Source organism: Listeria weihenstephanensis, assembly GCF_003534205.1.
Classification (GTDB): domain Bacteria; phylum Bacillota; class Bacilli; order Lactobacillales; family Listeriaceae; genus Listeria_A; species Listeria_A weihenstephanensis.
The window spans coordinates 2,849,582-2,862,319 of the sequence record NZ_CP011102.1 but is presented as its reverse complement, the minus strand read 5'-3'; the positions used below and the strand labels follow the sequence as shown (position 1 = coordinate 2,862,319).

The 12,738-nt window shown below is 38.1% G+C and carries 9 protein-coding genes; all 9 read left to right on the top strand.

The annotated features are described in order from the left end of the window. Window positions 1-10 precede the first annotated feature (10 nt). The 9 genes from UE46_RS13810 to UE46_RS13770 all read left to right on the top strand — a co-directional run bounded on the left by UE46_RS13810 (window position 11) and on the right by UE46_RS13770 (window position 12,738). A complete protein-coding gene (locus UE46_RS13810) occupies window positions 11-637 on the top strand; it encodes an SH3 domain-containing protein (RefSeq protein WP_077912476.1) in 627 nt (208 codons plus the stop codon). Window positions 638-890: 253 nt separating this feature from the next. Beyond that, on the top strand, window positions 891-2,363 hold the full coding sequence (locus tag UE46_RS13805; protein ID WP_036059916.1) for a helix-turn-helix domain-containing protein: 1,473 nt from the start codon (window positions 891-893) through the stop codon (window positions 2,361-2,363). A 518-nt stretch (window positions 2,364-2,881) separates the two neighbouring features. Continuing rightward, window positions 2,882-3,541, top strand: coding sequence for a Crp/Fnr family transcriptional regulator (locus UE46_RS13800; protein WP_118907714.1), 660 nt, complete (start codon window positions 2,882-2,884; stop codon window positions 3,539-3,541). Window positions 3,542-3,814: 273 nt separating this feature from the next. Then, window positions 3,815-7,957 (top strand): toxin Cry1Ac domain D-VI-related protein, encoded by a 4,143-nt coding sequence (locus UE46_RS13795; protein WP_051492849.1) that lies wholly within the window; start codon window positions 3,815-3,817, stop codon window positions 7,955-7,957. 248 nt (window positions 7,958-8,205) lie between these two features. Then, a complete protein-coding gene (locus UE46_RS13790; RefSeq protein ID WP_036059922.1) occupies window positions 8,206-8,703 on the top strand; it encodes a DUF4352 domain-containing protein in 498 nt (165 codons plus the stop codon). A gap of 2 nt (window positions 8,704-8,705) precedes the next feature. After that, window positions 8,706-9,374 carry a YveK family protein gene (locus tag UE46_RS13785; RefSeq protein WP_233230940.1) on the top strand — a complete coding sequence of 223 codons (669 nt, stop codon included), beginning with the start codon at window positions 8,706-8,708 and terminating at the stop codon, window positions 9,372-9,374. A 13-nt stretch (window positions 9,375-9,387) separates the two neighbouring features. After that, complete coding sequence (locus UE46_RS13780) at window positions 9,388-10,074, top strand: CpsD/CapB family tyrosine-protein kinase (RefSeq protein ID WP_036059925.1); 687 nt, start codon at window positions 9,388-9,390, stop codon at window positions 10,072-10,074. Between the two features lie 21 nt (window positions 10,075-10,095). Continuing rightward, window positions 10,096-11,538, top strand: a complete 1,443-nt coding sequence (locus UE46_RS13775; protein ID WP_118907712.1) for a polysaccharide biosynthesis protein — start codon at window positions 10,096-10,098, stop codon at window positions 11,536-11,538. Window positions 11,539-11,550: 12 nt separating this feature from the next. After that, a complete protein-coding gene (locus tag UE46_RS13770; RefSeq protein WP_051492852.1) occupies window positions 11,551-12,738 on the top strand; it encodes a glycosyltransferase family 4 protein in 1,188 nt (395 codons plus the stop codon).

Genomic DNA, 12,738 nt, shown 5'->3' with positions numbered 1-12,738 from the left:
AGGAGAGATTATGATGAACAACGTATTGAACAACAAAACAACTAAAATGGTGGCAGCAGCAGGACTAGCATTGACATTGGCATTCACAACAGTAGCAGCAGGAGCATTCACAGCAGAGGCAGCAACACAAACTACTTATTACACAGCAAAACCGCAAATGGTAACCGTGAAATCAGCAGTAAATGTACGCGCTGGTGAAAACACAAACTCTAAAGTACTCGGAACACTTAAAAAAGGTGAAAAAGTATACTTTGTAAAAGATGACTACGGTTGGAGTAAAGTAACATACAAAGGTAAAACAGGCTATGTTGGAACTAGATTCCTAAACGTTCCAGGCAAACAAGTTGATACAGCTAAGAAAGTAGCACCAGCAGTGAAAACAGCCCCGACAAAAGTGGCACCAAAAACAACAGTAGCACCAAAAACAGCACCAGTAGTGAAAAAAGCGACAACAAAAACAGTAACTGCTAAATCAACTGTTTACGTTCGCGCTAGCCAAAGCAAAACATCTAAGATCTTAGGAACGCTTAAAAAAGGCGAAAAAGTAACGTTTGTTGAAGACAAGTATGGCTGGAGCAAAGTAATGTATAAAGGCCAAACAGGATATGTGGGTACACAATTTTTAAACGTAAAATAAGTTTTTTGCAACAAGAGTGAAAGTTGTGAAGTAAGTAGGATTGCATCACAAGAATGAGTAACTCATCACATATATTTTTGCACAAACTCCCCCCACGAAGAATGAAATAGGACGCAAACTGGTTTTATAAATCAGTTCGTGTCCTATTTTGTTTTGTAGAAGAAGAGCTGTGAATTGCTTTTTCATGTCGTCTGGGTATAATGAAGTTCAAGCGCATATGGATTTTTGCATGTACTTTTATGGGGGTGTTACGATGAATCATTTCTTTTTACAGTTGATTGCAGAAAAAAAGGTTAGGCGACAAATCAAGGTGTTGCAGAAAATTTACGATGCTAAATTCCCTCTTACGGTAGACGAAATCGCAGAGGATTTGGATATTTCCAAACGAACACTATCTAGAGATATCAAGGACATCGAGCATTCGTTTCCAGAACAAGAAATATTAGAACTAAATACGCTGTATGGCTATTCCATTAATCACACGCATTACGTCGATGATCTGATTGTTAGAATTTCTGAGGAATCGCCATTACTTCTTATTGTGAATGGTGTTTTTCGGGAAGAGGTCAAGAGTATCGATGAATGGGCAGATGAACTTTTTATATCAACATCGACGCTACAGAGATATTTAACATACTTGAAAAATCTATTAAAGGAATTTAAGCTGGAACTAACGTTAACACCGATAGCATTTCTTGGTGAGGAAGTAAATATTCGACATTTCTTTTTCAACTTCTTCTATAGTATGAATGATATCTCAACGATAAGTCACCCAACAGAGGCTGAACATGAGTTTCACAATAAGGTATTAGCTGGGTATGATGAGATCAGAAAAACGACTAATTATTCACAATACAGAAGAGCAATATATTGGCTTATGGTAGTAAATAATCGCATTAAACAGGGTCATTTTGTCAAAATAAATCCAGAACTTAAAAAAATCCAAAAACAAATGGAAACATATCATGTGTTATTTCAAGTTGCAGAATCACTACTTCCAATTATGGTGGTAGAAAGTTTGCCTGAGGATGAGATAGTGTACGTTGATTTTTTGACAATGGATATTTTTGTGTATTTAGAGGATAGAGTTATAAGCGATTTTCATTCTAAAGAGGAAAAGGATGCAGTCGATGATTTTTTGGCGAAGGCATTTCAAGTGTTAGGGGTGGATGATGCAGAGGCAGTTGACTTAAGGGTTTTCATCTCCTATTTGCGTAATCAAATTCTATTGTCTAAGCTAACACCTTTATTTCAAAAAAATGTGTATGAGGTCAATCAATTTGTAAAAGGTGGGCATAAGGCGTTGTTTTACAAATGGGTAGACTTATTGCAAAATGACCCAATTAAGCAAATTGCTAACATAGAGTATATAGAGGACGTAGCGGTGAATTTGACGATGTTTACACATTGTATGGCTCATAATAAGCGCTTCAAAGAACGTGAGCGCCACATTTTATTTACATTTGATGGTCCTAATGCCTATTTGAACTATTTGGCGACTTTGGTAGAGAAATTCAATATTCAAAATGTCCGAATCACACTTTTGACGAATTATCATGTTACGAATGAACTTGTAGAGGAACGTAAAGTGGATGTTGTAGTATGTAATTATAAAGATGATAGTGAGATATTAGGTTGCGAAGTTTACACGGCTGAGCGGGTTCCAACAGAGAATGATTGGGAACAGATTCGTAACATCATATTTCACATGGATGAATTTATTTAATAATAGAAGGAAACTCTAGTGTCAGTAAGTGCTGATGCTGGAGTTTTTTTATTGAAAATAGAGTGGCGGAGGTTAAAGCCAAATCTGATTTCTAATCAATTCTTAAAAATGGTTTAATAGAATTAACAACAAGAACAATGGAGCACACGAAAAAGACATAAAAAAATGTCCAAATTGTGACGGCGATTCGGCTTGTCATAGCAAGCAAAAAAAAGCTTATAAAAAAAGAAGAGAACATGAGTTGCAGGATATCATTCTAAAACATGTATAAAAACAGACGTTTTGATTAGATTAATGTATTAATAAAAATACAAAAACATAGTAGTATTGCTTTAGTGATGTAGAAATCGAGTGGCGGATGTCAAAGCCAAATCTGATTTCTAATCAATGATTGAAAATGGTTTAATAGAATTAACAACAAGAAAAAGATATTTTGATTGAGTTAGCATATTAATAAAAATACAAAACGTAGAAGTATTGATTCTAGTCATGAAAGGAATATTAATGGAGGTTTACCAATGGATTATTTAGCAATAAACAAGCTACTCATTCGAGATAAGACAATTTTACAAAGTATCATAAACTCCAGTGATTTTCAGGATGACTTATTGGAAACGATAGTTGTTCGAAAAGGAGATAGAATTGTACAAGATAAGATTCAACATATTTACATCATCGAGGAAGGTCTTATAGCAAAAATATTTACACACAATAAGAATATAGAAAAAAATATATGTCAAGCATTCTTAAGTGAAACAGACGTAATCTGGAGCAATCAATTTATTAGTGATAGTAAGGTAAGTTTTGAGCCACTAAGTACAGCGGTATTGAAGAAAATTGACGCAAATATTTTTTATAACGTACTAGCAACACACCCATTTTTCACAGATGTCCTTCTTGAGTCATTGAACCGGAATGAGGAACTTGCTCAATTATATGCCAAACAGTTTCAATACGAACTGCAAGACAGAATCCTTATGTTGTTCGAACAGCTAGGAACACAAATAAGTCAGCAAAAGTTCATTCTACCAAAAGGCTTGGATGCACATTATATCGCTGCTTATTGTGGCGTGAGCAGAGTTAGTGTTAATAGAGTGTTGAGAGAACTCAAAGGAATCAATTTGTTAGAAAAAAACAACAAAGGATCCTTAGAATTCAGAAAACATAAGATAATATAAAAAAAGAAATATGGGTTTATAAGTACATCCCAGCGCGCCTAAAAAAAACTTAAATATTCATATGAGGAGATAAGGCCCAGAAAAAGCAACTAGGCGGAAAAATACAAGTCTAAGGAGAAGCGCATCTAAAAAAACATGTGGAATCAGGTGAGACAAGTCTAGTATAAGCAAAAAACGATGACAACCTAGAGCAAGTGATTCACAAACAACGTTCGCGAAATGAATTTTTATTTAATGATATGAAAACTAAACTATAGGAGTGTTTTATACAATATGAAAAAGCAAGATTTATTGAAAAAAGGCAGCAGCATCGCACTAGTAGCAACCCTTATCGGAAGCCAATTAATGACTACAATACCATTTAACGTACTGGCAGCAGAAAATACAGTAAACGCGCAAGCTATTCCTTACAATGCTGTAGAAGTTGAAAATTGGAAGGAACTAAATGCGGCTCTTACAAGCGCAGCGGTTACAGATATATACTTGAAACAAGATATTAAAATGGAAGGACATGTACTAGTAAATTCTGCAACCAAAAATATTCACGGGAATAAGCATACGCTAGATATGGCTGGCTACTACGTTCGACTTATGGCAGACGACACTGTTGGATTAGTAGAAGACTTAACAATCACGAATACAGGTATCTATTCACTGTTTTGGAGTGAAGCAAAAAACGTTGAGGTTACCTATAGGAATGTAGATCATACTGGTGGACAAATGTCGTATATAAAAACTGGACGACTAATTATTGAAGGAACTGTTACTGCACATGTATCACAAGAAGAAGTTTTTGAAGGAAAAGAATTGATAATCAAGGATAATGCAACTGCGAATTTTTATTCAACTTCAACTGGTTCGAATCCAATTATCTATCTAATGACTTCACCGGGAATACTAACTGTAGGAAAGAATGCTACTTTAACAACTCGCTCAAAAGTGGCGTCAATGGTTGGTGAATCAAATACTACGATTACGAATTACGGTACTATAGATATGCAAGCTGATACCGGGATAAACGTTTCTCTAAAACCTGGTAGTAGTATATACCTCAAAGATGGAAGTTCTTTAAAAACACTTACAGGTGAAAAAGGCCACAAATCGGTTTTAGTACAGAATGGTAATCTTTTTGCGGAATCAGGATCAACTTTGGATGTAACAAGTAACGGAACCGAAACTGCTCTACAGACAGGCAGCTTGCTTAAGCTAGCTAAAGGGTCTAATTTCTCTATAACGAACCTTAGTACAGGCCCAGCACTTGGATCGTATTCTAATGCGACAGATGTAATTATGGAGTCAGGCCAAGGTGTTAGCACATGGAATGTTAAGAATACTAAAAATCCTGTGCCAGATGCATCTTATCCAGGTCTTTTCAATGCTCAGTTTACATTAAACGGCTATGGCTCAGTGACACAAACAAATATGACATCAAACAATGCTTTATTTGCTAGCCAATTCAAATCAACCAACATTGGTAAAATTACTGGCGGAAGTTTTTCATCAAAAGCAATTGCCACAACAACGCTTGACACAGTAGATTCAGATGCTACTACAGTAACAGGAACAGCAGAACCAGGTGCAGACGTTGTACTCAAAGTTGGAACGACTGTTATTGGTCAAGGAAAAGCTGGAGACGACGGCAAATACAGCATTACTATTCCAAAACAAACAGAGGGAACAACCATTACAGCAACAGCGACATGGAACTCTCAAACTTCTGACGCAACAACGGTTGTACAAAAAGGAACTGCTGATCAAGATGCAGCTAAAAAAGCAATCGATGCTCTATTCACAGACGGAACAAAAACTGCCATCCAACCAACAACAGATGCAGACGCAATCAAAAAAGCACAAGATTTATTGGATAAGGTACAAGACCCAACTGTAAAAGAAGCTTTACAAAAAGATATCGATAAAGCTAAAGAATTACTAGCTAAAAAAGCGGTCGATGAACTGTTCACAAATGATGACCCATCTGGTAATGCTATTAAAGACACAACAGATGACCAAGCTATCAAGGATGCACAAACAGCAGTTGATGCCGTAGCACCTGGTACTGCGAAAGATGAACTTCAAAGCGATATAGATAAAGCAAAACTATTACTTCAAGCTAAAAAAGATCAAGCTTCAGCTGATCAAACCCAAAAAGCAATAGCAGATTACGCAGTGAATAAATTATTTGAGAATGACGATCCAAAAACAGATAAAATCAAACCTTCTACGGATCAAGGTGCAATTAATGACGCACAAAAAGAAATCGACAAAATAAAAGACCCAGAACTACAAAAAGGTCCACAAGCTAACTTGGACCGCGCACAAGAATTGTTAAATCAACGCGAAGCAGACAAAGCGGTCGACGAATTATTCACTGGTAACAACCCAGCAAACGACACAATCAAACCAGAAACAACTCAAGACAAAATTAAGAAAGCGGAAGAACTAGCAAGCAAAGTAACAGATCCAACAGCTAAAGAAGCATTGGATAAAGATATTCAGAAAGCAAAAGACCTATTAGCGGCTCAAGAAGCAGCAGAAAAAGCAAAAGAAGCAGAAGCGAAAAAAGCAGTCGACGAATTATTTACTAGCAACCCAGCAAACGACGCAATCAAACCAACAACAGATGCAGACAAAATTAAGAACGCAGAAGAACTAGTAAACCAAGTAACAGATCCAACAACCAAAGAGGCATTGGAAAAAGATATTCAGAAAGCAAAAGACCTATTAGCGGCTCAAGATGAAGCAGCAGAAAAAGCAAAAGAAGCAGAAGCGAAAAAAGCAGTCGACGAATTATTTACTAGCAACCCAGCAAACGACGCAATCAAACCAACAACAGATGCAGACAAAATTAAGAACGCAGAAGAACTAGTAAACAAAGTAACAGACCCAACAACCAAAGAAGCATTGAACAAAGATATTCAAAAAGCAAAAGACCTACTAGCTGCTAAAGAAAAAGAAGCAGCAGATGAAGCAGCAGCGAAAAAAGCAATCGACGAATTATTTACTAGCAACCCAGCAAACGACGCAATCAAACCAGCAACAGATCAAAAAGCAATTAATGATGCGAAAGATTTACTAGACAAAGTAACAGACCCAGCAACCAAAGACACGTTGAACAAGGAGCTAGAAAAAGCACAAAATCTACTAAATGAGCGTGACACGATTGTACTTGCAGTTCCACAATTAAACCCACTGACAGAAGCAGGCACAGTATTCAGCGGTAAATTGGATGTTTCGAAATACAACCCAGGAACAATCCGTATCTCTATCAACAATGCACCAGCAACAATTGTACCAGTTGACGCTAACGGTAACTTCTCGTATAGCATTGGAAACCGTAAAGTTGGCGATGTTATCAGCGTAGACTACAAAGATACTAAAGGTCTATACAATGCAGCTACGAAAGCAGCAATCACAGTAACACCAGCAGCTAGCAACGTAACGATCAACCCAATGACAGAAAATGATGACACGATTACTGGTAAAACAACACCAAATGCAAAAGTAAGATATGTTGTCAACGGTCAAGCGGTAAATGTAGGTTATGCAGATGCAAACGGTAATTACTCGATGTATATCGGCAAACAAAAAGTTGGAACTGTAGTTGGCGTAGAAGGATTTGATCTATCAACAAACCAATACAAAGCAGCAGTAACAACAACAGTAAAAGCAGTAAACGTTACAATTCAACCAATGACAAACGCAACAGATACTGTATCAGGAACAGCTCCAGCGAACGCAAAACTAAGATTCCTAATCAACGGTGTAGCAGTAAACGTTGGAACAGCTGATGCGAGCGGTAACTACAGCAAATATGTAGGAACTCAACTTGTAGGAACAACAGTAGCAGTAGAAATGTTGAACCCTGAAACAGGGAAATACGAACTTGCTAAATCAACAACTGTAACAGGCGCTCCAAAAAGCATTAACTATACTGTAGCAGCATTAACAACAGATAACGACACACTAACAGGAACAGCCCCTGCAAATGCAAAACTAAGATTCTCTATCAATGGTAACCTAGTTAGCGTTATCACAGCAGACGCATCAGGAAATTACAGCAAATTTATTGGTAAACAAAAAGCTGGCGCAGTAGTTAGCGTAGAGCTTTTAAATGAAAACACAAACCAATATACAGCACCACAATCAGTAACAGTTACAACAGGAACAGGTAATTCGACACTTGCACCAGTCATCAACACGATTACAGAAGGGCAAGGCGTAGTTACTGGTACAGTTCCAACAAGCGTTACAACTGTCAGAGTATGGGTAAACGGCGTTGCACAAACAATGGTATCTGCAACAAACGGTAACTTCACATGGACAAAAGCAAACCTAAAAGCCGGCGATACAGTCAAAGTAGATTATAAAGATGCCACTCAAACTTGGATTTCTGCAGAAAAAGTTGTAACAAAATAATAAAAAACGAGCTGGGACAGGAAAACGGTTTTCCGTCCCAGTATATGAAATCAGTAATATAATAAAATGGCGGATGTTGAAGCCAAATCTGATTTCTAATCCATTCTCAAAAATGGTTTAATAGAATTAACAGCAAGAACAACAGATCAGTTGATACAGCAAGGTTTTAACAAAATAATAAAAAACGAGCTAGGGCGGGAAACACAGTTTTTTCCGTCCTAGTATATAAAAATAAGCGAGGTAATAGAATGAAAAAATTAGCAATCGGACTCGTAGCAGTAATCGGTCTCACATCAGCACTTACAGGATGCGGCAATCCATCATCAGAAAAAGATCAAACAGAAACAAAACAAGTAGCACAACAAGAAACAGTAAAAGCAACAGACCAAAAAACATTCAAACTAGGCGATCATGTAGATTTTCTAGGGCTAATTGTTACATTTGAAAAATCCACCTATTTAGAAAATGACAAAGGCGTCAAAGATAGTGTGATGAAAATAGATATGAAGGTAGAAAATAAATCAGCTGCATCACGTGGCTTTACAACAATCGATATGGAGATTAAAGATAGCAAAGGCAAGAAATTAGCGATTTATCCAGGTGAAAACCTAGGTGATAAAATCAAACCAGGCAAGTCCATCAGCGGCGCAGGTTATTTCACAGTGAACGGCAATGCACCATACACAATCACCTACAAAGACCAAGACTCAGATAAAAAGGCTTCATGGAAAGTGGAGGCTAAATAGCATTGGAGCAAAAAACAATTGAACTAGCAGACTTTTTATATGTATTAAAAAAATGGTTCTGGCTCATCATTATCCTATGTATCGTTGGTGCAATGAGCGGATTTGTTATTTCAAAAGAGTTTATGACCCCAATCTATGAATCTCAATCACAATTAGTTATTAAACAAGAACAACACAAAAACGACACAACCACAACATCAGAAACACAGAGTAACATCCAGTTAGTTAACACCTACAAAATCATCCTAGTAAGTCCAACTGTTTTAGAAACGGTAATCAAAAATTTAGACTTAGCAGAATCAACAGAGCAACTAGCAAAACAAATATTAATCGAGAACTCGAAAGACTCTCAAGTGCTTACTGTCAACGTATTAAATGCAGATCGTGAACTAGCTAAACAAATAAATCAACAACTGATCAAAATAGCAACGAAAGAATCCGATAAAATTATGTCTGCCAATAATATTCGAGTTTTGACACAACCGACTGAAAATATGTCACCAGTTAAGCCGAATCAAACATTGGTGATTGGTGTGGGATTCATCGTCGGGCTCCTCGTAGCTATCTCCATTATTGTGCTCAAAGAAACGATGAGGCAGAATATCAGAGATGAAAAAGAGTTACGTGCGATTATTAAAGCCACCCATTTAGGCAATATAAATCAATTTTGATAGGAGTAAATGTATGCTATCGCTATCTCGGAAAAAAAATAAACCACCAGTGAATCGACTAGCTCAGTTGGGAGAAAATAAATCAGTCAATGAACAGTTTCGGATTATTAGAACGAATATCGAGTTCGTCTCCATGGGACAAAATAACGTGTATCTTATCACATCAAGTATTCCAGGAGAAGGCAAGTCCACAATCACGTCAAACATCGCGATGACTTTTGGTCAGCAAAATAAGAAAGTATTACTGATTGACGGCGATATGAGACGACCGACGCAAGACAAGCTATTTCGCAGGTTAAACAATGTCGGACTGAGTACATTGCTTGCTAACCAACACACATTGGAAGAATCCATTCAACCGATTGAAGAATACAATATCGACTTTTTACCAAGTGGCCCCGTTCCGCCTAACCCCGCTGAATTACTTTCCTCGACCAAACTTGAGAAACTACTAGAAGAATGCAAACAGAAATACGATCTCATTTTTATTGACAGTCCGCCACTGATTGATATTGCTGATGGACCCATTTTGGCAAGCAAGGTAGATGGAACTTTTCTTATCGTACGAGCATACAAGACATATAAAGCGGAGATTCAGAAAAGTGTACAAATACTAGAACAATCTAATAGTAAAGTCATGGGATATATTCTAAATGATGTAAAAAAACAAGGCCAAGGCAAAAACTATTACGTCTATTAAATGATAAGGATGCGTTTATAAATGGAACAGACTAACTTTCAACAAGTAAAAAATACGTTAATACTAGGTGCGGGTGACACTGGCCATATTATCGCTAAGAAAATCATGAAAGAACAAGAGGGAACATTTAAAATACTTGGTTTTCTAGATGATGCAAAAGAGAAACAAGACGTTAGCCTAGCTGGTGTTTCAGTTATCGGAACTTTATCAGACTTACAACGGTTGATCAAGTTATATGATATAAAGCTGGTTATTGTCGCCATTACCAACATGGGGCGAGTTGCTTTTACAAGAATAGAAAGCCTTTGTAAGCTTGCTGATGTAGAGTTGAGACGAATTCCATGCATCGAGGACTTACTTTTAAAAAATGAGCCGCTCATCGATTTAGCAGATATTCCAACACAATCTTTGTTAAATCGTGAACCAGTTCAATTAAATGATGCGGATATAAAACGACAATTGCATCAGCAAACGGTACTGATCACAGGTGCAGGAGGTTCCATCGGTTCGGAGATGTGTCGCCAGTTGCTAAAATATGAACCGAAATCGCTCATCTTGCTCGGTCACGGTGAGAATAGTATTTATCTGATTGAGCAGGAGTTGCGCGAAAAGGCTGGGAATACAACACTTGTACCGATTATTGCAGATATCAAAAATCGCCAACAAATGCACGAAATCGTGGAAGAATACGCCCCAAATGCGATCTATCACGCGGCAGCGCATAAACACGTGACGTTGATGGAAGCAAATCCACATGAAGCCATCAACAACAATGTGATTGGAACAAGAAATATTAGTGAAGCAGCTGATCGATTCGGCGTACAATCGTTTGTGATGATCTCATCGGATAAAGCGGTAAATCCAACAGGTGTCATGGGTGCATCTAAACGAATGTGTGAAATGGTTATCCAAGAATTCGCGCAAAAAAGTGATACGAAATTCGCGGCGGTCCGTTTTGGAAATGTGCTTGGTAGTCGTGGCAGTGTTGTCCCAATGTTCAAAAAGCAAATCGCTAAAGGTGGTCCGGTAACGGTAACAGATCCGCAGATGACGAGATTTTTCATGACAATTCCCGAAGCGGCGAGCCTCGTTTTACAAGCTGGAGTTTTCTCACAAGGCGGCGAAATCTTTGTCCTAGATATGGGCGAGGAAGTCAAAATTCTAGATTTAGCGAAAAATGTCATCCGATTATCTGGTTATTCTTTAGACGACATCGAAATTAAATTTACCGGTTTGCGTCCAGGCGAAAAACTATATGAAGAGTTATTGCTAGAGAATGAGTTAGAGCCTAAACAAATATATCCCAAAATCTACGTGGGTAAAACAAAATTTGTGAGTTTTGAAACGTTGCACACTATTTTAGAAAATAATGACTCATGGACAAAAGCAGAACTGCGCAATGAGATGATAGCCCTTGCAAATAGTAACCACGTAACGCAAGCAAAAAATAATTTGAAAGTCTAGGCGGTGAGTAGTTTGAACTGGTTGTTTGCACATGATAATCGATTTTTAGAGGCAGAAGACGGGCAAGTTTACTCGGAAGTGGCTTTCTCGTATAGCAATTGGGAACGTTATGTGGCGCATGTGGATCAACTCACCGTCATTGCACGCGTGGAGCCATTAGGTGATTTGGATACGAAGTTTTTAAATCTTTCAAGTGGAGAAAATGTCGCGTTTGAAGGTATGCCAAATCCATATGGAATCAGGGCTTTCACACCATTTCCACGAGGATACGAAACGGTACTCGCGGCGGTTGAAAAAGCCGATGGAGTCATCGCTCGCTTACCTTCAGAAATCGGCTATATGGCAGTCAAAGCAGCTCGGAAAACGAAGACGCCTTACTGTATTGAAGTCGTTGGCGATGCTTATAACGCCATGGCGACGTACGGCGATTGGAAAGGGAAATTGTACGCCCCTTTTGCAGAACGGAAAATGAAGCGAAGCGTTAGAGAATCTCAACATACGCTTTATATCACGGATAGGCACTTGCAAGAACGTTATCCGACAAAGGCTCACAGCGTATCTTGTTCCAATGTAGAACTTCCCAAGCTAGCAATGGAAACCATCGAGCGACGCCAAGAAAGAAATGCGAAACCAGCAGAAAAACTAATTATCGGCATGAATGGTTCGTTATCATCGCCTTATAAAGGTTTTGAAACAGCCTTCCAAGCGCTTGCAAGTATTCAATCAGACTTACCGCCATTCGAATTTCGAATTTTAGGGCGTGGGTCGAAAGAAGATTGGCTTGAAACGATCGAGCAACTAGGATTAACAGAACACGTCGTTTTTTCGGGAACATTGCCCCATCATGGCGTCTACGAATGGTTGGATGATATCGATATTTTCCTGATGCCAAGTAAAACAGAAGGGCAAGGAAGAGCATTAATTGAAGCCTTATCAAGAGGTTGCAGTTGTTTAGGATCGAACGTCGGCGGTATTCCAGAACTCATCACGAAGGAACAACTGCACGAGCCGAACGACATTGCTGGACTAGCGGGCAAAATAGTCAAACTCGGGACCAATCAAGGAAAACGGCGACGATATGCTAGGTTGGCTTTTGAAAGAGCTGCAGCTTTTCAGAGTGGGCGGTTACAAGAAATCAGACAACAATTCTTTCAGGATTTTAAAAACACCATACACAACAAACGAAATGAGGAATTATAA